This window comes from Streptosporangium minutum, from assembly GCF_002149035.1.
GTDB lineage: Bacteria > Actinomycetota > Actinomycetes > Streptosporangiales > Streptosporangiaceae > Streptosporangium > Streptosporangium minutum.
The window spans coordinates 26,185-49,335 of sequence record NZ_NGFP01000034.1 but is presented as its reverse complement, the minus strand read 5'-3'; the positions used below and the strand labels follow the sequence as shown (position 1 = coordinate 49,335).

General features: G+C 63.1%; 21 protein-coding genes. 12 read left to right on the top strand and 9 right to left on the bottom strand.

From position 1 onward, the window contains the following. Nucleotides 1-163 precede the first annotated feature (163 nt). Both CA984_RS10515 and CA984_RS10510 read right to left on the bottom strand, forming a co-directional pair. Nucleotides 164-451: a hypothetical protein gene (locus CA984_RS10515; protein WP_086570716.1), complete on the bottom strand. Its 288-nt coding sequence runs from the start codon at nucleotides 449-451 to the stop codon at nucleotides 164-166. Next, the gene (locus CA984_RS10510) at nucleotides 448-762 is read right to left on the bottom strand and encodes a hypothetical protein (protein ID WP_086570714.1); all 315 of its coding nucleotides are present in this window, start codon (nucleotides 760-762) and stop codon (nucleotides 448-450) included. Before CA984_RS10510 ends, CA984_RS10515 begins: the two co-directional genes overlap by 4 nt. 227 nt (nucleotides 763-989) lie before the next feature. On the opposite strand from CA984_RS10510, the gene CA984_RS10505 reads away from it, so the two are divergent. The 6 genes from CA984_RS10505 to CA984_RS10480 all read left to right on the top strand — a co-directional run bounded on the left by CA984_RS10505 (nucleotide 990) and on the right by CA984_RS10480 (nucleotide 5,687). After that, complete coding sequence (locus CA984_RS10505; RefSeq protein ID WP_207620811.1) at nucleotides 990-1,256, top strand: GntR family transcriptional regulator; 267 nt, start codon at nucleotides 990-992, stop codon at nucleotides 1,254-1,256. Between the two features lie 832 nt (nucleotides 1,257-2,088). After that, nucleotides 2,089-2,598, top strand: a complete 510-nt coding sequence (locus tag CA984_RS10500) for a TIR domain-containing protein (protein ID WP_086570712.1) — start codon at nucleotides 2,089-2,091, stop codon at nucleotides 2,596-2,598. Further along, the gene (locus tag CA984_RS10495) at nucleotides 2,595-3,455 is read left to right on the top strand and encodes a macro domain-containing protein (protein ID WP_086570709.1); all 861 of its coding nucleotides are present in this window, start codon (nucleotides 2,595-2,597) and stop codon (nucleotides 3,453-3,455) included. Before CA984_RS10500 ends, CA984_RS10495 begins: the two co-directional genes overlap by 4 nt. Next, on the top strand, nucleotides 3,452-3,907 hold the full coding sequence (locus CA984_RS10490; protein ID WP_207620810.1) for an HIT family protein: 456 nt from the start codon (nucleotides 3,452-3,454) through the stop codon (nucleotides 3,905-3,907). Before CA984_RS10495 ends, CA984_RS10490 begins: the two co-directional genes overlap by 4 nt. A gap of 392 nt (nucleotides 3,908-4,299) precedes the next feature. Continuing rightward, a complete protein-coding gene (locus CA984_RS10485) occupies nucleotides 4,300-5,082 on the top strand; it encodes a nucleotidyltransferase domain-containing protein (RefSeq protein WP_165781193.1) in 783 nt (260 codons plus the stop codon). Further along, nucleotides 5,079-5,687 carry a metallophosphoesterase gene (locus CA984_RS10480; RefSeq protein WP_086570707.1) on the top strand — a complete coding sequence of 203 codons (609 nt, stop codon included), beginning with the start codon at nucleotides 5,079-5,081 and terminating at the stop codon, nucleotides 5,685-5,687. Before CA984_RS10485 ends, CA984_RS10480 begins: the two co-directional genes overlap by 4 nt. A gap of 20 nt (nucleotides 5,688-5,707) precedes the next feature. Here CA984_RS10480 and CA984_RS10475 read toward each other — a convergent pair whose 3' ends face one another. Next, nucleotides 5,708-7,141 carry a tetratricopeptide repeat protein gene (locus tag CA984_RS10475; RefSeq protein WP_086570706.1) on the bottom strand — a complete coding sequence of 478 codons (1,434 nt, stop codon included), beginning with the start codon at nucleotides 7,139-7,141 and terminating at the stop codon, nucleotides 5,708-5,710. A 923-nt stretch (nucleotides 7,142-8,064) separates the two neighbouring features. Between CA984_RS10475 and CA984_RS45415 the strand changes: the two genes are divergently transcribed. Beyond that, nucleotides 8,065-9,045 (top strand): hypothetical protein, encoded by a 981-nt coding sequence (locus tag CA984_RS45415; RefSeq protein WP_133061613.1) that lies wholly within the window; start codon nucleotides 8,065-8,067, stop codon nucleotides 9,043-9,045. Between the two features lie 256 nt (nucleotides 9,046-9,301). Here the strand turns inward: CA984_RS45415 and CA984_RS10470 are convergent, their stop codons facing one another. Continuing rightward, complete coding sequence (locus CA984_RS10470) at nucleotides 9,302-11,026, bottom strand: hypothetical protein (RefSeq protein WP_133061612.1); 1,725 nt, start codon at nucleotides 11,024-11,026, stop codon at nucleotides 9,302-9,304. 247 nt (nucleotides 11,027-11,273) lie between these two features. Between CA984_RS10470 and CA984_RS45410 the strand changes: the two genes are divergently transcribed. Next, nucleotides 11,274-13,217 carry a hypothetical protein gene (locus CA984_RS45410; RefSeq protein WP_133061611.1) on the top strand — a complete coding sequence of 648 codons (1,944 nt, stop codon included), beginning with the start codon at nucleotides 11,274-11,276 and terminating at the stop codon, nucleotides 13,215-13,217. A gap of 4 nt (nucleotides 13,218-13,221) precedes the next feature. Here the strand turns inward: CA984_RS45410 and CA984_RS10460 are convergent, their stop codons facing one another. Then, the gene (locus CA984_RS10460) at nucleotides 13,222-13,485 is read right to left on the bottom strand and encodes a hypothetical protein (RefSeq protein ID WP_242675857.1); all 264 of its coding nucleotides are present in this window, start codon (nucleotides 13,483-13,485) and stop codon (nucleotides 13,222-13,224) included. 1,194 nt (nucleotides 13,486-14,679) lie between these two features. Beyond that, nucleotides 14,680-15,354 carry a hypothetical protein gene (locus CA984_RS10455; protein WP_133061610.1) on the bottom strand — a complete coding sequence of 225 codons (675 nt, stop codon included), beginning with the start codon at nucleotides 15,352-15,354 and terminating at the stop codon, nucleotides 14,680-14,682. Nucleotides 15,355-15,654: 300 nt separating this feature from the next. Here CA984_RS10455 and CA984_RS10450 point away from each other — a divergent pair, with 300 nt between their 5' ends. After that, complete coding sequence (locus CA984_RS10450; protein WP_086570697.1) at nucleotides 15,655-16,041, top strand: hypothetical protein; 387 nt, start codon at nucleotides 15,655-15,657, stop codon at nucleotides 16,039-16,041. 318 nt (nucleotides 16,042-16,359) lie between these two features. Here the strand turns inward: CA984_RS10450 and CA984_RS10445 are convergent, their stop codons facing one another. The 3 genes from CA984_RS10445 to CA984_RS10435 are packed head-to-tail and all read right to left on the bottom strand — an operon-like array spanning nucleotide 16,360 to nucleotide 18,918. Beyond that, nucleotides 16,360-16,842: a hypothetical protein gene (locus CA984_RS10445; protein ID WP_086570695.1), complete on the bottom strand. Its 483-nt coding sequence runs from the start codon at nucleotides 16,840-16,842 to the stop codon at nucleotides 16,360-16,362. 22 nt (nucleotides 16,843-16,864) lie between these two features. Continuing rightward, a complete protein-coding gene (locus tag CA984_RS10440) occupies nucleotides 16,865-18,247 on the bottom strand; it encodes a sensor histidine kinase (protein WP_086570693.1) in 1,383 nt (460 codons plus the stop codon). Further along, entirely contained in the window at nucleotides 18,244-18,918 is a 675-nt protein-coding gene (locus tag CA984_RS10435) for a response regulator transcription factor (RefSeq protein WP_086570691.1), read from the bottom strand. Before CA984_RS10435 ends, CA984_RS10440 begins: the two co-directional genes overlap by 4 nt. Nucleotides 18,919-19,056: 138 nt before the next feature. Between CA984_RS10435 and CA984_RS10430 the strand changes: the two genes are divergently transcribed. The 3 genes from CA984_RS10430 to CA984_RS10420 all read left to right on the top strand — a co-directional run bounded on the left by CA984_RS10430 (nucleotide 19,057) and on the right by CA984_RS10420 (nucleotide 22,972). Continuing rightward, complete coding sequence (locus tag CA984_RS10430) at nucleotides 19,057-19,560, top strand: hypothetical protein (protein ID WP_086570689.1); 504 nt, start codon at nucleotides 19,057-19,059, stop codon at nucleotides 19,558-19,560. Between the two features lie 627 nt (nucleotides 19,561-20,187). Beyond that, entirely contained in the window at nucleotides 20,188-21,135 is a 948-nt protein-coding gene (locus tag CA984_RS10425) for a hypothetical protein (protein WP_133061609.1), read from the top strand. 610 nt (nucleotides 21,136-21,745) lie between these two features. Beyond that, a complete protein-coding gene (locus CA984_RS10420; RefSeq protein WP_165781192.1) occupies nucleotides 21,746-22,972 on the top strand; it encodes a 5'-nucleotidase C-terminal domain-containing protein in 1,227 nt (408 codons plus the stop codon). The last annotated feature ends 179 nt before the right edge of the window (nucleotides 22,973-23,151 follow it).

The following is a 23,151-nucleotide window of genomic DNA, read 5'->3' as shown; positions in this document are numbered from 1 at the left end:
CCGTTCATCCCACCCAACCCCCACAGACGGAGCCGGCCTCTTGATCGGGCCACGACACGGGCCGCCGTYCGGGGCGGGGGAAGAATGGGCCAGGAGTCACCCGGTTGACTCCTGGCAGGCGGGGCGGTGCGCGTCCCTCCAGATCCCACACCACCCCGCCCGTCTAACGGGCGCTTCCGGACAGCAACGCCGTCCAGGTCGCCCGAGCTTCAACGATGGGCATGGGAGAGGTCTCGTGGATGTCGGACCCGCCGTCGAGCTGGACCGTCCGCCGCAGGAACGCGCGGCCTCCGCCCACGCACAGCTCGTACACCGTGGCCCGGCACCAGCAGGTCCATGCGACCAGCCGCGCCCGCTCCAGCGACGGATACGGCCGCTGCCACACCAGCCGCACATGCACGCGTTGGAGCATCGCCACATGCGGGCTCATGCACTCATCCAGGACGATCACGGCAGGTTCTCCTTGGAGCGCTTGTGCTTCCTGCGGAGATCGCTGTAGCGGAAGGCGAGCCGGCGAGCGGCCCGAGCAGGGTCTATCGCCGGATGCCAGGCGTAGGTGAACCGCTGCCGTCGATCGTCCCAACCCGTGCGCCACCAGAAACGCTCTCCGTCGCACCAGACGACGAGGCCGATCCAGACCGACACCAGCGCCAAGCCGTGCCCGGCATGGACATCGGCCGGGATCTCGTGCCTGTCCAGGGCCTTACGGAGCTCCTCGGCCGCATCCACCGGTCCCGCATCACCAAGGAAGGCCGCGGTCATGCCTCGCCCCCTGCCGTGTCCGTCATCCGTCTTATGGCATCCAGGCCCCAAGGTCGGAACCGTCCGAGGGGAGCGGTCAAGCTTGAAAGCTTCCGCCTTCCTCTCTGGTGCGGGTCCTTGTCGTCAGCCATGTCCGCATCATAAGCACACCATGCTGTAGTACACCATAGAACACCGCAGTATGTGTTGGTGGAGGGGCCTGCACTGTGGGCTTCTAGCGTGTTCCCATGACCGAGCTGCGCGACGATCTGCCCAGGTGGCGACAGGTGCGAGACATCATCGTCAAGCGCATCGAGACCGGCCAGTACAAGCCGGGCCAGCGAATCCCCTCGGTCGTCGATCTGACCCAAGAGTTCGGGATCGCCACCCAGACCGCACAGAAGGTCATGAACGCCCTCCGCAAAGACCGGTGGATTCGGACCGAGCGCGGCATGGGCAGCTTCGTCACCACCGCCGAGGAGCGGACAGCCGAGGCCGGCGACGCTCCCGAGTAGCCACTACAGGCTCAAGATCACCGGAGGTCGCGCAGATCATGAGACCTGACACGGAGGTCGCGCACTCCGGATGAGAACTTTCTCTACGTCTTTAAAGGCGGCCCGCTCCGCGGTCCGCCGGGCGCGCCGGTCGGCAAGCGTGCCCGGCTGCGGCTCTTCGGCCGGTCCGGGCACGCACCGCCCTGCGCGCCCTGATGCCGTCAGACGTGACGAATTAAGACGGGCACGATTTGTCATTTCGATCTTCGCTGTGAGGGGCGGGGCGATCGCCGCAGCCCTTCCATGTTGGCCTTGCCATCAGCATGCGTGGAACTCTCCCAGGCTCGCGAGTCTCACCGGCAACAGCAATTAAAGGGGGCACTCCAGTGCATCCAAGGGCAATTGTCAACCCCCTATGACGACCCGATCCTCCGACAGAGCGCTACTGGGAAGAGCCCTGCCTAGCCTGACTTGTTCCGACTGAAAAGCGAAAACCGGCTGCCGCGCCACTTCCGGTGCTCGGGCCTGGCGGCCCTGCGCTCCGGATCAGCTTGCCACTGAGCATGAGAGCTGAGGACTGCTCCACCAAGGGCCCACGCTGACTCCCGTGCCTGGCAACTCGTCCACGCCCCGCCTTGCCGATGCCGTCTGTGTCACTGGAACGCTTCCTTTTTGGATATATTTCTTCGAGACCTAGCCACTAAAAGCGGTCAAATCCGGCGAAACCCCCGAGCTTCCCAAGTTGGTATTAATAGGAACAAACATCCCTTCACGGTACGGAGGGTCAGAATCATCTAGTGACCAATCTGTTGCTGATGCTAATATATAAAACATAGAGTAACGAGGTCCCCCTGTGAGTTACCGCAACAAAACGTATGTAGCCTTCGCCAGCGAAGACATCAGGTCCTATAGGCTAATGGAAGCCTGGCGCGAAAATAAGAATATCGATTTCAACTTCTATGATGCGCATGACCTGTACATCTCGCGCGACACCAGTAGTCGGGAGACGATTAAGCGTAATCTGCGAGAGCGGATGAAAAACGCCAAGCAGTTCGTACTGCTCGGCAGCACTAACGCCAAGAAAAAAGGTGGAGACGGTTATTCATTCTTGGCATATGAGATCGAGACAATAGTCAATCTCGACCTGCCGGTGGTAATCGCCAATCTTGATGGTGATCGGAAAGTTGATCGGAACTTCATTCCCAAACCGCTCTTAGACGTCGACTACTACACCGTGTCAGTGTCGTTCCAACCGGCGATCATCAAGTACGCCTTGGACGACTACACCGAGGCGTACGCCCGCAGTTCCAATACCGGGTGCTATCAGTACGAGCCAGGCGTCTACGAACAGCTCGGCCTATGAGCAGGGCACTGCTTAATGACTTAAAGGGTCAGCGCTTCTGGCAACACTTTGCGGTCCATGCCCTGTCGGCAGTTGGTCTTATAGCGGTGCTCGCTGGCCTCTACGATGTCTTCTTCCCTGACGTGGCTGAAGGTGTCGGGACATGGATGACCATCATAACGGTCGGAATCGCACTGATTTACGCTGCCGTCAGGTCTTGGCCTCGGCCGATCGAGCAGCAGTACGAGGCGCCGAATGTGAAAATAAGCCTAGTCCGGGGAGACATCCTTGAGCAGTATGCGGATCACCTAGTGATCGGTATGCAGACAACCTTCGATACGGAGATGCCGCGAATCATCGCTCGGACGAGCCTCCAGGCCCAGTTCGTTGACAAGATTTACGGCGGAGACGTGAAGCGCCTGGATGGTGAGCTAGATCAGGCGCTCAGTGATAAGGTCCCGGTGGGTACGATCACGAAACCGGGTAAGACGAAGGTTTACGAAGTGGGAACGGTGGCGGTATTGGAGCAGGCCACTCGGAGCTTCTTCTGTGTCGCGTACTCAGAGATGGACGCGAAGAACGTTGCGCGAAGCTCAATTGAGAATCTCTGGCGAGGTCTCGATCAGCTCTGGCGCGAGGTCGCCGATCGCGCGAATGGCGGTACGGTTGCTGTCCCGGTTCTTGGTGGCGGACTAGCGAGGCTATCGCAAATTCTGCCCGCCCAGGATTCGGTCCGGTTCATCATCTTGTCATTCGTGTTCGCCTCTCGCCGGGAGCGAGTATGCGATGAGCTAAAGATTGTGGTGCAATCAGAGCAGTACGACCGACTCGACCGCTTGGAAATCCAAGCCTTCCTTATATCGCTGAGGGCGTCGTGATAGCGGATTCAATTCAGCTCCCAGACGATGGTTCTTGTGCATTCTGCGCTTACCTCAATGGCACGCGCCCGTATACCATCCTGGCTCGCGATGAGGTCACGGCCATGTTGATTACACGGGAACAGCGCGGTGTAGCCCACTTGCTCGTCATCCCCGTTCGCCATGTCGAGACCATCCTCGATTTGAGTGACGAGGAGGCAGGTGCTGTGATGATCGCCGTGCGTGAAGCGGCTCGCGTGATCGACCGCGCCGAAAGACGGCCGGGCATTGCGGTCTGGCAGAACAACGGAGTGCCTGCGGGGCAGTCGATCGGCCATGTTCACTTCCATGTGGCTGGCACACTGCCTGGCGGGCGAACCGAGTGGGGTGACGTGCCCGAGTTGCCTATCAGCGAGACGGAAGCGCTCGCTGAAAAACTGCGGGCAGTGCGTGACGATCTAGCAAGCGGATAAAGGTAGGACGTTTGAGGGTTCGCGATCCTGCTTCGGAGCTTCTGCTTTTGGCTGGGGCGATCGCCAGCGAGGCCCCATCGTAGGGTCTTGTCATCGAATGCCTATGGCTCAGGTGACAGTAACGTTCCCCACGCTGACACATTCGCGCCACCGTCGACACGCGGCTGACTACGGTCTAAGCGGAGCAGGGCGATTGCTCGGCCTGAATAGCGGAGCCAGGCTGCCGCGGGGCTTCCGTTCCTCGGGCCTGGTAGTCCTGCGGTACGAGTCCCCTTACCACCGGATAGCTACCTTGATAAGCGATCACACTGCCACCTCATCGGGGTCGACACGCGTAGGGTGCTAGTCGTTGTCTGTCTCAAGAGCGGGCAGGTCGCAGGAATTGGGGGAACGTGATCCGTGATGATGTGGTTAGTGCCTTGCTGGGGATGAACGTTCCGGCCAGGGTTTTGGAGGACTTCCCTGAACTACCTGCGGATGCTGAGGGATTGTTGATCTACGGGAGTCAGGCCCGCCAAGACGCCGGCCCCGATTCGGACCTAGATGTGCTGGCCCTGGTGACAACTCAGCGACCCAGCACTGACGCCGGTTACGTACATGTGAGTTACTACACCCGAAAACAGCTCTCGACTGGCATCGGTACTCTTTTTGGGGCTCACCTCAAGCGTGACGCCAAGATTGTTTGGGACAGACATGGCTATCTAACCCGCGCTGTGGAGGACATGGATGAGGTCGACACTAAGCGACTCCTTGCCCGCGCTCGGAGCCTGTCTGAACTGTTCACGAGCTTGGAGCGAGACTTGCCGAAGTACCTCCCCGGCCTTTTGCGTCAGGCCCGGTACCTGCTGCGCAGCTGCTTATACGCGCAGGCCATCGCTGACGGTGCTCCCTGCTTCTCGGTGCGGGAGCTGGCCGTTCGGCATGAAGATCCTTGCCTGACCAGCCTCCTGGCCTCACGGCAGCCAGGTGAGGCGACTACATCGGACCTTGAGCAATGCCTGTCTCGGCTGCGCAGGATAATCGGCGAGTTCCCGCCCAGCGAACATGGTTCCCTTGAGGCCACAGTCGTCAATGAATGGGCACGTCCCAGTGACATCCTCTCGATGGCGTTCATGGCCCTGGGTGTTACCGGCAAGACCTCCGACTACGCCGAGGTGGAGAAAATCCTGTTGTGAGTGCCGAGATTGCATTTGTAGGCGACATCCACGGAAATCTGAGTGCTCTCCGGGGACTATGCGAAGTCCTTGCTGCGCGAGGTGGACCGCACGCGATTTTTCTTGGTGACTACATCAACAAGGGGGCACAGTCTGCCGAGGTGATGGAAGAGCTTCTTACGTATTCCGGATCCGGACGCGCGACCCTCCTCAGGGGGAACCACGAGGCAGCGTTGCTCGACGCGTTGGACACCGAAGACTTGACGGCCTTTCTCAAAATGGGCGGGGCGATGACCATTCGGTCGTACGTCGGTGCGAAAGTTGGACCCGACGTACTCAGTGACTTTCGCGCTAGGTTCCCAAGTGAGCATTTAGACGGGATGCGGCGTATGCCCGAAACCTACGAGTTGAATGACCTCATCGCCCAACACACCCCTCCGTCAGCCTCGACGCGCAAGTTCCGGGTGAGTGCGCACGTTACAGTCGGCCAGCTTCCAAGGATTGGTCCTAACTCGGCGCAGCTGGATACCGGCTGTGGGTCCGGTGACGGTCGTCTCACGGCTCTGCTGTGGCCCTGCCTCGACTACGTCCAGGTTGATGCTGATGGCGCCATCGTGACCAGCTGACCGGGCGAACCAGTGCTCGGTCACTCGTCCAGCTGATCGAGAAGCCACTGGGCTCGCTGCTCGCCCTCCTTGTTCCCCATCGCCCTGTTCACTTCAAGACAGGCGCGCGCGTGCTCTCCCGCCTTGCGTCCCATACCGGCCGCGCGGCAGCACTGCGCAAGCAGGAGCAGGGAGATGGCCTCCCCTCGTCTGCTCGCGATCTGCCGGTTTAAAGACAAAGCGCGCTCGGCATATGGCACGCCCTCGTCAGGCCGGCCTTGGCGGAGTCGCACCTGCGCGGCCAACACCTCGGCATTGGCATGTAGTGCCGACGGCGGTGTGCCACGTAGAGTCGAGACCACTTCGTCCGCATGGGAAGCCGCGGTCTCTAAGTCCCCCACGCCAACCTCAAGCCTTGCCAGATTAACGAGAGACTGACACACGTTTAGATGGTCTTCCGAGCTGCGCCTTGCATCGAGAGCCTTTTGGAAGGCACGCCGAGCTAGCTCCAGTTCGCCGATTCGCTGGTGCGCAAGGCCGAGGTCGTCAAGAATCCGACAGCGGACTTTCTGTGCATAGGCATCATTCTCGTCTAGAAGGGTCAATGCCTGATCGAGCCGTCCTATTGCATCGACGTCGCGTCCCTGCCTGCGCAGCACCCCTGCCTGGGCAGCGAAGGCTTCGGCTGCGAGCGGTGAGTGCAGGTGCGAGGCTGCACTGATGAAGTGTTCGATGGCACGCTGCGTCGCGGCGTAAGCCTCGTTGAGCTCACCGTAGCGAGCCATGGACCGAGCGTAGGCCAAATGTTCGGCCGGACCGCCCATCGCGGCTGCCTCTCGGAGGTTTGCCCGTCCCGCCTCAGCCTGACCGAGGTCGATTAACTTCTCACCGCGTAGGCGCAGGTTCGCAGCCCGCAAGACATCTTTTCCTGACGACGGCAGCAGGTCGACGTGCCTAGGTATCTTCGATCCGGCCAGCGCTTTCCACGCCTCAAGACGCTCAGTCAGCTTCGTCTTGAGGTCACGCATGTCCGCAATGGACTCGTACATCATCGCGTGGTGCCGGGACATCTGCTCTCGGAGCTTCACGATCCGCTCGGCGGGCGCAGGATGTTTGAGGAAGGCTACCCACACATCCCGCATCGGCTGCTCGGTGCGACCGAGCTCAAGCAGGCCCGTGAACAGTTCCTCTTCGCTACCGGACGTGTATCCCCATGGACCGCCCGACTCGCTACCCCAAGATCCCTTGAACAACGCGACCAGGAAGTGGCTCTCCCCAATGAGTTCATTGATTGCCTCCTGCGGTCGCCGGGCAGTTCCTCGCGCGCGCTCCCAGCCGACGATTTCGTAGGTCACGTTGCTCTCGCCTCTGCAACGAGCGTTGTGCTCGTCGACACAGGCGCGAACACTTGCCCGCTCGTCCGGGAGATCGCCGGGCGAGGCCAGAAAAATGCGGAGCGGTAGCGCATCAGCCATGCTCCGACGATATCCGGTGTATTGACGGGACACTGGCGAGAAGCGAACGTGTGTAGCCTAGTTGAGGGCCTCGTAGTCCCAAGCCTCCCAAGAGCTGGGCACTCGCTCGCACGAATCGGTTTCCTCTCGCCGTTCGGGTAGAGTTCCGTGTCTTCGAAGGTCTCGATGACGAGGCCAAACAGCACTCCGTCGACGTCATGGCGGAAGGGCCGGATGGCGATGTCACCGAAGCGGAGGCCGGGAAGTTCGCTGAGCCATCCGTTCAACCGGTCGCGTGCGGTGGTGACGGCGGCCCAGTGATCGTCATCGGTCCCGGTGCACTCGACGTGGGAGTCGAGGTGGCGGCCGGCGGCGTCGAAGGTATGCAGGACGGCATGCCAGCGCTTATGCGGGTGACAGCAGCGCTGACAGTAACGTCCCCACACGCGGACTCACTTCGGCTACCGTCCACCACCCTCTGACCATGGTGTCCGCCACCCCACCAGGGTGATTGGTCCGACTGAAAAGCGGAAGGTCGTGGGCAGGATTGCGGCGTCGCTTCTGGGAATTTCGTACGACGTCCAGTCGCCTGCGGTAGTATCTCGGCAGGTGCATTCGGTCACCTGCCTGTGCTAGTGCTCCCGGTCATTCACTGGCGGTCAGGCCCACAACCGACATGAGTTGCTCCACGTAGGCCGTCGTTCCTGATTGCGACTGAGACCGGGCAGTCCTGATCGGTGTGCGATGGTTGCCAATCCGCAGCTCCCTGACCTTTTCCAGCCGCAGGCTATTCTCGCAGCGGCGTGGGCACGTACAGCTGTTGCTGTTTTCGCCCACATTCCCCTTGTTCTGATTATCCTGCCGATGCTTCCCGCTCTCGCAATTCTCCCTTTCATAGGGAGTCGGAGGAATGACCTCAAGGCGATCATCAATCTCCTCCAGGGGTGGAGCGCAGATATTCTGGACCGCTGCTCACAGGGAAAACCGCCACGACGATGAAGTACGTCCACATCCACGACATGGCGCGGAAGCGAGCCGCATACACAGGGGAGCCGTTTCGCGCGGCGCTTCAGTCCCTCGAAGGAAGCTCCCCACGCACTATTCCAATACCGTATGCAAATTCCCTCGATCAAGAAATTCTGGAAACAGATTTCTTGCTTGCCATGCGCAGAACGCTGTCAACCAGCATTTTCGCGAACGACGCGCCAGAGTCGAGTCGTAGCAATTTGGCCCTCATATCGTACGTGCAGCCGGAAGCTGAGCGTCTAACTGTAGCTGTAACTAGGGAGGATCTCCCGGGAGTTTTATCCGCAATCATCCCTAACGCTCAATCGGCAGACGATGACAATATAATTGGCATACCAGGTTTAAGATTTGAGATTCATGAGCGACATATGAGCCTCTACCGCCCTGGCAGCAACTCATATATATGTCTTCGCGGTGCTCGTGAGACGATCATGCGATCACAATGGCGCAAGGCATTGAGAATCGCGGAGGAACTTCTCCAAAGTCCCTACTACATTCATAGAGAGTCGCCGGATTTAGTGACGAAGCATGAAGCTGAGGCTATCGAGTTCTTTCGCGACGATCGTATAGGCAGTTCTCGCCTCTGTAGCGGAATTATGCGCAGAGTACATGTCTTCTATCCGGAACTGAGAGGCGATAAGAAGCCTAGATGGATTGATGTATGGGACAACGGCGGAATGAGGCATGGGGTGCTTTTGCAGCTTGAGTGGATTAACGGCAGAACAGCGCCGGAAGTCTGCAGAGAGTTGCTGGACGAAAAATTTGGAATGTCTTTTAAGGTCTCACGCAGTACATCTAACTGGACGACCAAGGACTGGATTATCTTAGAACAGCGTGGAAAGCATACGAGAATGCGCGGGAATGTATCGCTTCGCTACAATCGCGCACTGAACGACTGAAGTGAAGATGAAGTGTTCCCTTTACATGGAGGGCTACTCCAGCTCCAGTAACCGTTCTCTCTGTCCCAATGAGAACGGCAGCACTCCTTTAAATTATTGCGGATGAGGTTGAATGGGCGCGAGGCAGTTGGCCTCGATCTCGCTGATCGCAATAACCGGGCGACGTCTGACCTAAGAGGATTGAGACTTGGAACTTTCGAAATTCGCCGACGTGTAGACACGGTCGAACAAGTCCAGAACTCGAAATCCATCGAGATCATTCGCTGATAAACAGCCTGGCAGAGCGGACCAGAACTGCGAGTTGTTCTTTTGCGAGTACTGTCGATTCCGGAGCGCTAAGTGTTCCGTTTGCATGAGGATGCAGTCCGAGTAAAGCGCCCTGGATCGGGGCAGATAGTTGCCGCAACTCGTTGATGAGGCCGCGCAAATAATCTTCCGCAATGGTCAAGATATCCATACCCCACTGCTGGACTGCCTGCTCGCTGGTGTCGACAGTCGCGTGGTCGTCATCGCCGGTAAGCACACCATCGTCGGCCAGGAGATCGAGTATGCCATCGAGATGGGGCTTGCCATCGGCCAGCTGGAGCTGGCGGGTGATCGGATCGTAGGAGGCGGCCAAGCAGTGTACGCCTCGGCGCAGCAGCGACTGCTCCATGCCGCCTTCCCACGTCGCTCGCTCCAACTCAACCCAGCCGTCGCCCGATAGCTCCGCCTCCAGGCAGTCCAAAACGGGTTCCGAGTAATCATCGACGCCGCGAGTGCCATACAACTGCTGGTAGGTCTCTCCGGCCCAACCCTTGTCCTGGTCGGCCACACCGGTGACGTCGCCGATGGTGACGATCGACGCGAGCAGCGCGTCCGCTTCTGAGAACTCGGCCATGGGACAGCCGCCGCGGTGGCACCAGTGCTCCCCTGGACACGAGAGGATCGCTCGCTGCACCGTGTCGACTGTGTCCGTACCGTCGGCAGAGCGGCTCACGCACAGCAGGTAGCTGTGCAGTGGACCAGGAACGCCGATCAGACCCTCGGTGCCGTGCAGGGCCCCGCCATACACGTACACGATCAATCCGCTTCGGCCCTCACCCGCCCAGCCGGCGATGGCCGCGCGGGCGGTGGCAAGCGTGCCCACATCCATGCTGGAGTCCCATGCGTCAAGCAGCCAACGGGCGCTGTATCGCCAGTCGCCCGCGGCCCCGAGAGCGATGGCCAGCGTCTCGATGTCTTGGTGCGTGTTGTCGGTGACTGACAGCCCGCCAAGGCTCGTCGAGGTGGCCAGCAGCTCGCTTGCTACTCCTGGATCCTGCGCTGCTGGCAGCGGCTGTGCCGGTTCGGTCGACCACCAGCGCACACCCTCAGGAATCAGCGCCTCGTTGGCCTGCGCGTCGATCGCAACAGTCGCAGCGGGCCCTTGCTCGCTGGTGACACCCAGGACCGTGTACAGAGCCGCTTCCCATTCCCCGATCCCGCCGGGCATCATGGCCAGCTCCGGCCGCTCCCAGTCAGCAGCGGGAAGAAGGACTGTCACCTCCCCGAGTTCGGCAAGGGCAGTGACCGTCAGAGGCCGTCCGGGAAGAGCCTCCGCGTCGGACGAGTCAGTTTGTGGCTCCCGAATGGGCTTGCCGTGTCGGTCCAGGCGCGGGATCCATGGTGGGCGCCGCTCCTGCCGCCGGCGGATCCGGTCTGCCTGGTGCAGCAGTTCGTCCTTGGTCGGATATGAGCGAAGGAAGCCGTCGGCGGCCGGCCGTACCAGTGCGTCCAGATCGCCTTTGTGAAGTTCCTCGGGGCGCTCGGGAACGTCAATAAACAACTCTGGTTCGACCAGCTGAGCAAACCGTGCCTGTACCGCAGCGGTGAACTTCGCCGTGAAGTCACCCTTGGTGGACTCGAACGCCTTCCTGGCCGGCTCCAGGTCAACGCCGTCCCCAACCAGGCATTCCATCATCGACAGCAGCATGTTGTTCTGGCTGTATGCGCTGAGCATGACCACGACCATAGCGGCCAGCACCGACACGGACAGGGAAGTTCGCGCCACCGCACCACTGGTTGCCGCCTCAGGGCCCGGCGCTGCCACCCCGGGCAGCCTCGGGCCCTGAGCTGTACGGCCAAATATTCGGCACTCGCAACCTCATTCAAGGGGTTGGATGGTATAAGCGATGGGCCACTGAATGAGCTACATCACGGGTTGAATTCTCTGCATCCTGGAAGTTTTCGACAGACAGGGAGGCGCCATGCCATACCTCGGAAAGATCACGATATCCAGCGGGGGCCCAGCTCCGGTGGATGTAGATCGTTTGATGGATACGGTTGCAGCGGTCATCCGGGCAGGATGGGATTCGCCGCGGGTCATATCTGAGGATGAGCCGGACGACGAGCACGAGGAAGGCGGGTCGATCCAGGATTACCGCATCCTGGGGTATCCGGGTGGGGCGATCATCTACGTCTTGCTGGTGGGGGCCGAATTCGAGCAAGCCGCGCTCGCGGTTGCCGCGTTCGGCCGCCACCTGACCACGTGGAGCCCTGAACTGCTCGCCTACTCTGTCGCTGAGATGAATGTTTCTCGATACGACGAGCCCTATGACGCTGACAACTGGCTACCTCCATTCGATGACGACGAACAGCAACCTCGGCCGCATTGGCCACCGGAGGCGCTTCTGGACAAGGACCTTCTGGCGATGAACGCTCGATACCTTCTCGCCGGTGCCGTTCGGTCACTGTGGGAGCCCGGCCGGCGGGTGGGCAGTCCGGCGGTCGATCCGTACGACATTGCCGCAGGTGCCGCTGAGCATCCATGGGGAGGTGCTTTCGTTCAAGCTCTGGGGACGCTGCTAATCCGTGCTGCCCGGCTTGACGCGCGGTTGGGCGCTTCCACCAAACTGACCGCCCAAGGGGCGGGGGACCTCGTACTCGCTGCCGACCTGTTGCGCAGAGCTCGCAGAACGGCTCGTGGGAACGCAACGGAAGGTTGGACCGACGACGATATGCGTGGTCACCTGCTTATCGAGAGGTTCATGGAAAAGCATGAACTCGACTGGAACCGAGTCCGCGAGGGTGAGACATCCAGGCAGGTTGACAAGCGCAGTGCCGACCAGCTGAGACAGCTGCTGTGGGCAGGGCTGAGAACGCTGGCGACACTCGCCTCCCCTCTTGCTCACGTAAGCAATGCTTGGGAACTGCTGAATGATCTGGGCGACGACGATGTTGTGACACTTTTGGCCGAGCTGGAGACCGAACGAATTAGCGCGGTCATCGACCATGATCAAGAGCAGCTGGAAAGCGCGGCTGCTGCTCACGCCGCAGTTTGGCTTGCGATCAGCAGACCCGGACTGTTGAACACCGAACAGGGCCGGTGGCTCATCAACATCGTTGTGAGTGACATCGGCACCTTTCATCAGCTCGTGTATTCGGCACTGGTGATGGCGGGGGCAGGGCCGGTCCGGGCAGCTGTTGACGGCGTTGACATGCCAGCGACTACACATGCTGCCATGAGGGAATTCGTGCGTGCGCAGGTGCTGACCGACCCAGATGACGGGAGTTCGTACTCTTTTGATGAGGACGGCGATGCGTATGATGATATGCACCGCGCACTTGAAGCGGCTCTCGACGGTGACGGTGATCTCTATGGGTCGGTGCGCGGGATCTTGAATGTTGTCGGTCAGGCAGCCGAGCTGACGTCGACCAAAGTGAACGCGCATCTAGGCAAAGACGGTTATATCTGCACGCCACGTGAACTGGCCAGAGGATTGCTCGAAAGAGCCGGAGAACATGCGTCTATCATTATCGGCGAGGAAGAGCAAGACGATGACGGGAGCGTCCGGCTCAAGGCTTTGTCGATCATTGCCCAGATCGCTCCGGACGGGACAGGCGAAATGGCAGTAGATTTTCCAGACCTCGTCAGCGACGATCCCCGCGATGAGCCCGCAGCCCGGTCGCGGGCACGCCAGTGGATCATAGACGCGCTGAGGGCGGTGCGGAATCATGGCGGCAGCGATCGACAGATCCAGGTTAATGGCAGCCCAGACGCCAGGATAGTCATCAATGCCATCATGGCGAATCAGAAAATTCCTGAGTGGCCAATTCAAAGAATGGTAGCCGCATCAGCCGACGCAGCAGCAAACCTGCTGAAATCCGCCGCTCTCTCCAGTTTGGCGGCCGAGATTTTCATGCGAACATGACATCTCACGGCCGCCGATTGCGTCGAGCGGCAGACGGGGCGAAGACCGGCGCGTACACGCCGCGGGCTTCTACCTCCTTCGCGCCGACCTCCTCCCACCGCCGCCACGGCGGCCCGGAGGGTTCCGGGTCCACCGCGTAGGTCCCAGGCTCCATGAGCACGGGAAGTAGTTCGTGGCCGTACTTCCGATGGGCGTGAGCGGGGAGCGCGACCTGCGACACGGGCAAGGTCAGCGAGGCGTCACAGCCCGCACACGTGAACACAATCATGCGCCCTCCCACGTCACGGTGCTTGGATCATCTTGGCTCAGAGCCGGTCTTGGGGGAATCGCTCGACGCCGATTCGGCGTAAGGCCACGCCGCATCTCACGAGGGATGAGGAATGCTGTACAGCAGTCGATACAGCAACACCGCCTTACACGATCACCCTCCACCGACCCGCAACCATCACCTGAACAGGGCGAGACGCCGCTGACCAGGCATCTGCCCTTGCCTACGGATCAGAAGGTTGGGGTTTCGAGTACCTCCGGCCGCACAGCGCGAAGGCCCAGGTCATCACCATGATGACCTGGGCCTCTTCGTATCTGCGATCAGTTCTGATGTCCGACTGTGCCCGGTCGTCCCCGAGTAGCGGCGGTTGATCCTTCCCAATGCGTTCCCACGCTCCAGAGATCGCAGTAGCGGCACGCTGCGGTACAGTCCTCGGTCCGCCGGCCGGGTTATGGCGTGGACGGCGTAGATCATCGCTGCTGTGACCTGCCTGCGAGCCCTCGCGTGGCAAGTAGCTTCGGCAGACAGCACCGTGGTGTGCTGTTACACAGATAATTGCCGAATTGTTCTTAAGGGGTATTCAAGGGCGCCGCTGCGCGCCGCCTCGCGGCCTCCTGCCGCTCGGCGGCCGGGCATGCGGCCTGGGGGCCGGTCCCGGCCGCCGGACGGCCCGGCCGCACCAGCGACAGGATCTTGACCGCATTACTACTTGCGACACCACCGAGACAGAGCGCGGATCACGGCTGGAATGTCCTCCGGCTGAGCTCTCTTCAGCGCGTAGAACCCCAGGATCAACCACACCAGCAAAAATCCGATCCCGACAGTCACACTTGCAGTAGCGAACCATGCAAGAAGTCCAGGCATAGAGCACTCCGAAAGACCATGACGATCTTTCGGGCTCTCGTGTGGGTCACGATCCCCGCCTTGCCCGATGCCCTTCGGGTGGATTCCATGGCTACCTGCGGCTTTATGATCGACCCCAGGACACGGTACCCAGCCGTTACGCATAGTCCTGTCGTCCAAGATGGACGAACTACGGTCGTCACTTTCAAGGTACCTCAATTGTCTTCGGCAGGGGCGCTCCGGCTCCGGGATGATTGCCGCGTGGGCCCGGGGTTCGTAGATGGCGGACGGGATGATCAGGCGGGCGAGGTAGCGCAGGAACCCAGGCGAGTGCTGCCGGGCTCGGCATTATTAGGCCCTTGAGCCGTCCACCCACGCCCAAACGATCACCAGCGCTTCAGGATTGGTCGCTGCCCTGTTGATGGCTTCCAGAATCTCCGGCTCGTTCTCCAGGTACATAGGGTCGAATGGGTGCAGAACGAGTTCGTTAGTTTCCCAATTGGGGGATTCCATGGTCACGGACACGGGGAGGTTGTCATCGGTCGTTTTCCACCCACGGCCGCCCAAGTGTTTCATGGCTTTCTTGACCGAGTCCGTGCCGTTCTTGCCTTGGGTACCGACTACAAGTGTGGTGATGACATCAGTCGTGCCCTCGTAGTAACCGTCTGAGGTCGACTCGCCCAGGACTCCTCCGATGCTGCGCGCCTCATTAAGTACTGCAGGGTCTACCCGAAGAGTCGTGTGAGTGAGCCCGCAGCTTGAAACCAGCACGCCGCCGATCAAGAGGGCAATGGCCGCCATCCGGACATGGCCTACCTGTCTCCGATGGAGGCGTACGCGCTCAGATAATGACATGGCAGGCGTGCTCGCTTCCGACGGCGCTACAGGAGAAGGGAGCACGATCATCTCGTGCGCCATCGACCTGGACAAGCCACTGGAGCGCGAGGCCAACGCCTGCTCGGTACGGCTGACCCATTGGCGAGCAGGTGATTCACCGAGCTTTCTGGGAGCCATCTTGGGAGCCACCGGAACGGACGATCATGAACTGCGGCGAACGGCGACGTACGATGAGGATGTCACCAGACGAGGTGGCGGAGCCTACGAACGTCTATAAAGATTGTTTGGGGACCTACGGATCAGAAGGTTGGGGTTTCGAGCACCTCCGGCCGCACAGCAGGTCAAAGGCCCTCCGGGATCATCCCGGAGGGCCTTTTTCGTGCCGGTACAGCAGTGAAATGCAGCAACGGGGTCTGACGGCCGCTATCGATCGAGTGCCCTGGGTTCTGCTCCACATGAGAGGTATCCGCCGCAGAGGAGAGGGAGAGCGTGACCGGGACTCGCATCCTCACGTTCAAAGCCTGGCGAGAGAAGCGCTATGTCGGCCTGGCGGAGGTTCTTACCTCCCTCGGTCCCGTGCTCGAAGGCTACCGCTGGGAATTGGTCATCGACTGGCTGGTCTCTCCGCAGGCTGAAGCGATCACCGGGGCCACGGCGGGCTCGCTGGTGACCGCGGGGCGTCTCATCGAGCTGTTCAGCGTGGAGTGCCAGCTCATCGACGGAGAGCTTGTCGGCCACGGCGACAGTCCGTCGGCGCCGGAGGTGAAGATCCGAGCGTTCGACAGCGGCCACTGGGATGTGCAGACAGGCAGCCCTGAGCTGTTGGAGAAGATCGTCACGCTCTATCCCGACGCACAGGAGCTCCCCGAGTGGTGAATCCGCGAGACATGCTGCGGAAGGCCCTCCAGGAGCGGCGCGGCGGTTTCAAGGGGCCTTTTGCCAACGCCCATGCCAACGCCGGTGGATCCACTGGCGTTGGTGGCATCGTCGCCTGGATCGAGTTGGGCACCTGCTTCACGCCGCCACGCAAAGCGCAACGCCTACGGGCGCCGACTGCGTGTTCACGCCACGGGTGATCCTGCTCTAGGGAGGAGGCGAGGCCTCGCCGCGTGTTTTGCGCCGCGAGGCTTCATCTCATCTCATTCAAGGAGTGAGTGGTTCCGCTGAGGCCGGACACCGGCCGTCCCGGGCAACTCATTTGAAGTCCTCACAGCGCACCTGTCCCTGGTCCGGTACGGTCACCCGCACGTCATCCACGTCCACGCCGCGCTTGGCGGCAGTGGCGGCGGCGATCGTGCAGACGAGTTGCCCGGTCGCCATCCGCGACAGGCGGGAGACCGGCGGCAGCCATCGGCCGCCCACCAGCATCGAGACGCTCTTGTCCAGCGCGAACCCGTCGTCGTTCACCCGGACGGCCATGTTCTTGGACAGGCGGGTGACGAAGGAGCGCTCGCTCTCCTTCGAGGTGGGCCCGCCGGCCAGCAGCTCGACGGCTTCGGCGGCCTCCAGCGGACCTTCGGGGCGGCTGACGGAGACGAGGCGGTCGTCCTGCACGAAGTACAGACGGGTGCCCTGGATGAAGCCGCGGGCGGGCTCTCCGGCGTCGATCACGCCGGTGGGGCCGACTCCGCAGGCCGTACAGGCTGCCAGGAGCAGGGCGAAGGGCCAGGTTCTCATGGGCGGTTCCCCGGTGGGGTGGTCATGACGGGCGGTTCCCCGGCAGGGTGAGCGTGAAGACGGCTCCGGGGCCGGGGGCGACGGTCAGGTCACCCCCGTGCAGGAGGGCGTTCTCGCGGGCGATGGCCAAACCCAGGCCGCTGCCTTCGGAGCGGGCGCGGGCGGCGTCGGCCTTGTAGAAGCGCTCGAAGACGTGCGGGAGGACGTCGGCGGGCAGGCCCGGCCCCTGGTCGGCGACCTCGATGGCGACGGCCTGGCCGGTGGCGCGCACCCGGACCGTGACGGGCGGCGCGCCGTGCCGCAGCGCGTTGCCGACGAGGTTGGCGACGATGACATCCAGGCGGCGCGGGTCGAGGGGAACGCGGATGTCCGGCGGCAGGTCCGTGGTGACGCCGGAACTCCAGCCGCGTGAGCGCAGGCAGGCGGCGACGGCGGCGCCGACGTCCACGTCGTTGAGGTTGAGTACGGCGGCTCCGGCGTCGAAGCGGGAGATCTCCATCAGGTCGTCGACGAGCTTGGTGAGCCGGGCGATCTCGGCGGTGACCAGCCGGGCGGCGGTCCCGGCGTCGGCGTCCAGCCGGTCGGCGCCGGCTTCGAGGACGTCGGTGACGGCGGTGGCGGCGGCCAGCGGGGTGCGCAGCTCATGGGAGACGTCGGCGACGAACCGCCGTGACCTGGTCTCCATCTCGCGCAACTCGCCGACCGAGCGTTCCAGCGCGGCGGCGGTCTCGTTGAACCGTCCCGCCAGCCGTGCAAGCTCGTCGCCGCCGCGCACGGGCAGGCGGGTCTCCAGTCGCCCTTCGCCCAGCCGCCGGGCCGCGAGGTCCAGGTCGGCGACCGGGCGCAGTACGCCGCGCGCGGCCAGCAGCCCGGCCAACACCGCCAGCAGCACGGAGGGCAGGGCCGCCGCCTGCGCGGCGCGCAGCACGGCCGCCTCGTCGGAGGCGGCCTGCGCGAGCGACTCGACGAGATAGACGGTGATCCCCGACGGCGTGCCGCCCGCGAGGAGCATGACCCTGCTGCCGCCCACGAGGTACGGCACGCCGTCGCGGGCCACCCGCTGCCAGGCCAGCTCCGGCCGGCGCAGAACTCTCGCGCGCAGTTCGGCGGTGATGCGGGCGTCGCTGGGGATGGCGCCGTCCCTGACCACGTACACCTCGCGGTCGCCCACCTCGAGGTCCTCGGCCAGCAGGGCGAGCTCCGCGTCGCCGGCGGGCAGCGCGACGTCGCGCGACAGCAGCAGCACCCGGTTCTTGAAGTCCTTCAGCAACCGGTTCTGCACCCCGGCCAGCAGGTTGTCCTGCGCCTTGTAGTAGGTCAGCCCGGCGGCCCCCACCGCGCTCAGCCCGCCCACCAGCACGAACGTGATCACCAGCCGGGCCCGCAACCCCCGCAGCCAGGTCATACCGGCCCGAAGCGGTAACCGAATCCGCGCACGGTCTGCACGTACCTCGGCTCGGCCGGCACGTCCTCGATCTTGGCTCGCAGCCGCTGCACGCACGCGTCCACCAGCCGCGAGTCGCCCAGGTAGTCGTGCTCCCACACCGACTCCAGCAACTGCTGCCTGCTGAAGACCTGGCCGGGCGAGGCCGACAGGTACAGCAGCAGCCGCAACTCTATCGGCGGCAGCGCGACCTGCCGTCCGCCCCTGCTCACGGTCAGGGAGGCGCGGTCCACGCACAGCGCGCCGTAGGTCTCCACGGGCGAGGGCACACCGTCGGTACGGCGCAGCACCGCCCTGATCCGGGCCTCCAGCACCTGCGGCCGCACTGGCTTGACCACGTAGTCGTCGGCACCGGCCTCCAACCCGCCGACCACGTCGAAGTCGTCGCCCCGCGCGCTCAGCATCACGATCGAGGTGGAGGAGGCCGCGCGGATGCGCCGGCAGACCTCGAACCCGTCGATGCCGGGCAGCATGAGGTCGAGCACGACCACGTCGGCGGCGAAACGTGCCAGCCGTTCCAGCCCATCCTCCCCGGATGCCGCCGATTCGACCTCGTGATCCCTGCCCTTGAGGGCGAGCGTCAGAGCGTCTCTGACGCTCGGGTCATCCTCGATCAGCAACACGCGGGCCATGCGTTCCAGTATCGGCGGCTCCGGCTTGCGATTTGTTCGGACTTGGAAGCTATTACAGGTTCATGACATGGCGCGGACAGTCCGCTCACAGGGGCGGGCCAGGGTGTTGGGCAGCCAGCCGACCCATTGGAGAAAACCGTGTTGATCACCAAGCGACGCCTCGCCGTCCTGGCCGCCCTTCCCACCCTGGCGCTGAGCGCGGCGTGCGGAGCCCAGAGCTTCGCCAGCGCGTCGAGTCCCGCTCCCGACTCCGCCAAGCCCAGCTGGCACGAGACCGCGGTGAAGTTCGCCGGGTGCATGCGGCAGAACGGGATCGACATCCCGGACCCGGTCAAGGGCCAGGACATCGACACCAGCGCCGTCACCAAGGTCACCCAGGCCAAGCTCGACGCCGCCATGAAGGCGTGCAAGGAGTGGGACTCGGTGCTCCTCGGCAGCGCCGAGCCGTCCTCACCCGAGGACGACGCCAAGTTCGCCGCGTGGGCCGAGTGCCTGCGTAAGGGCGGCGTCTGGCAGCCCATCGACAAGGACGAGGAGAAGCCGGCCGGGTTCAAACAGGTCAAGCCCGGCTCGGCCGCCGAGAAGCGGGTCTTCGACGGGTGCGCCTCCCTGCAGCCGCCCGCGCCGTACGAGGAGGACTAGCCACCCCCGCGCTCTCGCCAGGCCATGCCCTTCCCTCCGCGGGGACGAGGGGAGGGATGGCGGGAACGCGGGCCGGTCCCGGCTCCTCACGTCAGGAACCGGGACCGGCCGAGCACTCCTGACAGGAGTTGGAGCTGTGAAGAGCCGTGCACACCGCCGCGTCCCTGACAGGAGTGCGCCGCCTTCCGCTCATTCAGGGGTGACGCCGAACGGCGGACGCGGCCCTGAAGGCGAAGCCGCCCAGTAGGCCATTGCGGTCGGCGATCAGGCCGGCCAAGGTGGCGACGGTGATCTCGGGAGGAATGCGCGACCGGCGCCGGCAGCAGCGGCCGGCGCTGCCTGACCCGGTCAAGGGGGCTGAAGTTCGATTTCCCAAGGCGGCTCCAGGTCGAAAGGCTCCCACCGGGTTCCGGTGGGGGCCTTTCGCTGACACCCTCGCCAACAGCATTCAATTTGGTGTGCCCCTGGTCCATGAAACCCGGCGCGGTTCGGAGCCCTATCTGCGGCTGGGGTCCGGAATCACCGGGGAGGCGGCGGCGGGGGCCTTCGAGTTCGGTCGGCCGCGTTGCTGAATGAGCCGGAAGCCCGAGTAGATCTTTCCGCGCCATAAGTGCCAAGATCTTGCGCATGAGGAGCTCACTTGTATTTGCGGCATTGGCCTGTGCCCTGCTAGCACCAACCGCCGTAAAAGCGGAGAGCGTGGATCCGGTGGCGGCAGTGAAGCGGCTGATGGCCGGCCAGTTCACCGTAAAGGTGACCGAGGTGGGCAACATCAGCCCCGGTTCGCTCTCGCGGGTGGTCAACAACACCGCCAAATGGTTCCAGTACGACGTCAAGCGTGCGGGCTCGATCCAGCTCGGCAGCAAGGGAGTCGTCGCCTCCGATCTCACCAGGCGCGTGATCTTCACGCGAGAAGACTCCACCGTCATCCTGAAAGACCTGGTCAGCAAGGGTGATCCCGTTGGCCGGAGCCTCCATGTCCAGAGGCGGACACACCGTTCCGTGGCGGCGAACGGCAAGCTCTACACCACCGGACCTCTGTACACGAAGGGGCATGGCTGGGCGCTGCGCGGCCCGGTGCACGGAGGGGGAGCCTTCAACGACCAGATCATCAACCTCTTCGAACCGACCACGCTGCAGCGGCTGCTGGCCGATACCGACAGCAAGAAGCGGTGGCCGGGCCGGATGGGCGGTGCCCCCGGGCACAAGTACGTCATGGTCTACGGCGGGACGCTCACCTTCGCCGACCTCTACGCCGCATCGCCCACCTTCCGGGCGACCATCGGACCAGAGCTCGATGCCATCCTCGCCAAAGCCACGGTGACGTGGTGGCTGACGACCGGCATGGACGGCAGGCCGCTGAAGATCAGCTCCATGTGGGACACCTGGATCGCCGGCCGGCCCATCCAGCCGAAGCGGGTCGAAGGATCAGCGACGACCGAGTTCCTCTCCTGGCGTTCCGGCGTCACTATCAAGGCACCGCAGAAATTCACCAAGGTCGACGGCCCGGCAGGCGGCCTCCCCGAGTTCGACGACCCGATGGAGGTCATCCGGGAGAGGGAGAAGCGTGAATAACCATTGACCTGGGTGAGGGCTTGAGGCGCTCCGCCCTTTTGGGGCGGGTGATCCTGGTTCTTGAAGGCGTATGCCTGCCTGCCGAAGGTCGTGCCGTGTCCACGAGCGGCTTTCGGGCCCGTCGGAATCCTGCTGTCTGCTGCCCTCCTCATCGGGGTGGCAGTCGAACTGCAATAGGGGACACCGGCCCCTTCGTAGTAGCGCTCGAAAAACCTGTAGAAGTTGCGCGGCTCGACAGGGGACCGTTCCTCATGGTGAACACGGGATCGGAGTACTGACACCTCGCCCCGGCGTCCTGGCGGCTTCCTCCTGAGTTCACCGGCGATTCGGCCCTCGCAAAATTGTCGGCCGGCCTGGCTAGCATCTTTTCCTCCAAGGGAACGGGCTGATCCGTTGTTCCTTGTACGTCCAGATCTGTCGTCGCAGATCGCAGGAGAGGAATATTGTGGGATTATCAGGTAGGGTTGGGCGCCGAATCGGAGTGCTGGTAGCCGTTATTGCCATGGCGTCCGGAGTCTTTGTTTCAGGAGCGCAGGCCGCCCCGAATCCGGTTGTTTTCGGTACGGCTTCCGCTTCACCAAAGGCTCATACCGGTGCCTGCCCGGCGACCGTGACGCTGTCCACCACCGTGAAGGTCAAGGCGCCGGTGGCGCTGAAGTACGCGTGGACCTTCAGCGATGGAGACAGGAGCCGCGTCAAGACCTACAAGGTCGGCGGCAAGGGCCTCAAGACCGTTCGGCTGTTCACGTCGATCAAGGTCACCGGTGACGCTCGTGGCTGGGGCGCGGTTCGCCTGGTCAGCCCGGTGAAGAAGACCTCCAGGAAAGCCTCGTTCGCCGTCACCTGCGCCGGTGACGTGGAGAGCACGGGCGACGTGTGGGACAGCGTGGCCACCTCCGCTGAGGGATCCGACACGCCGGCTGACTCGGCTACGCCGCCTCCTGCCGGGCAGGACGACGACAAGCCCGCTCAGAACTCGGTGCGGAAGGCCACCATCGTCTTCGAGCGGACCACCGCCTCGAAGTGCCCGGTGACCTTCAAGATCCACGGCCACTTCGAGGGGCTTCCCGCCGGCGCGCAGGCAGTGCAGTATCGCCTCGTCGGCACTCAGGAGTGGAAGACCGTCAACGTGCCGGCCGACCACGGCGCCGTCTTCACCACCGTGCTGGAGACGCTCAACTGGGACTGGGAGACGGACGAGACCTCGGTGCAGATCCAGATCAGGCAGCCGGACGGCCTCACGTCCAACACCCTCTACTACTTCAAGTGCGGTCCGCCGAGCAACAGGGAGGGGTTCGGCGCCACCGCCGAGAAGATCACGCTGACCGCCGCCGGCGGCCCGCTCGTCGAACTGGTCGCCGACGCCTACCTGGACGCGGTCCAGGCCGTCTCTGGCGCACAGGTCGCCCTCGTCAGCAGGCACGGGTTCCGCACGGAACTGAACGCGGGTCCGGTCACCTACGAGGAACTGTGGGCCACCCAGCCTGACGGGCTCGCCGTCGACGTGCACGCGATGACCGGCGCACAGCTCAAGAAGCTGCTGGCGCACCCGAACCCCTCGGGCTGGGTGCTGACCCCCTCGTCCTCGCTTCGCTACACGTTGCAGGGCGGGGCGGTGACCGAGATCACGCTGAACGGCGCTCCGGTGGCCGACACCCAGGTGATCAAGATCGCGGCCAACTACATACTGATGGGCGGCTGGCAGGGCTTCCCGAAATGGGAGGGGAGCACCAGCGTCTACCACGGCGGGCCGGACGATACGGGAGCGCTGGCCTCCTACATCGTGAAGAACTCGCCGGTCAGGGCGCCGAAGGGGGACCGCGTCACTGTTCGATGAGTGACCCGACCGGCCGGGCGGCATGACGCCGCCCGGCCGGGCCGGATCACGGATTTTCCCGGTGCACGGATTTTCCCGGTGCGCGGTCAGGTGATGGAGATCCTGTACGACGAGCACTGACCGAGAGGCCAGGGGCGGCGATCCTCCATCGCGCCCATGCTCAATGAGCCTCCGCATCG

Excerpts from the sequence above, each read along its gene's own strand:
- CA984_RS10510 (WP_086570714.1), bottom strand. The coding sequence starts at position 762 with ATGACCGCGGCCTTCCTTGGTGATGCGGGACCGGTGGATGCGGCCGAG.
- CA984_RS10505 (WP_207620811.1), top strand. The coding sequence starts at position 990 with ATGACCGAGCTGCGCGACGATCTGCCCAGGTGGCGACAGGTGCGAGAC.
- CA984_RS10495 (WP_086570709.1), top strand. The coding sequence starts at position 2,595 with ATGAGCAGGGCACTGCTTAATGACTTAAAGGGTCAGCGCTTCTGGCAA.
- CA984_RS10475 (WP_086570706.1), bottom strand. The coding sequence starts at position 7,141 with ATGGCTGATGCGCTACCGCTCCGCATTTTTCTGGCCTCGCCCGGCGAT.
- CA984_RS10470 (WP_133061612.1), bottom strand. The coding sequence starts at position 11,026 with ATGCTCAGCGCATACAGCCAGAACAACATGCTGCTGTCGATGATGGAA.
- CA984_RS45410 (WP_133061611.1), top strand. The coding sequence starts at position 11,274 with ATGCCATACCTCGGAAAGATCACGATATCCAGCGGGGGCCCAGCTCCG.
- CA984_RS10460 (WP_242675857.1), bottom strand. The coding sequence starts at position 13,485 with ATGATTGTGTTCACGTGTGCGGGCTGTGACGCCTCGCTGACCTTGCCC.
- CA984_RS10445 (WP_086570695.1), bottom strand. The coding sequence starts at position 16,842 with ATGAGAACCTGGCCCTTCGCCCTGCTCCTGGCAGCCTGTACGGCCTGC.
- CA984_RS10440 (WP_086570693.1), bottom strand. The coding sequence starts at position 18,247 with ATGACCTGGCTGCGGGGGTTGCGGGCCCGGCTGGTGATCACGTTCGTG.
- CA984_RS10435 (WP_086570691.1), bottom strand. The coding sequence starts at position 18,918 with ATGGCCCGCGTGTTGCTGATCGAGGATGACCCGAGCGTCAGAGACGCT.
- CA984_RS10425 (WP_133061609.1), top strand. The coding sequence starts at position 20,188 with ATGAGGAGCTCACTTGTATTTGCGGCATTGGCCTGTGCCCTGCTAGCA.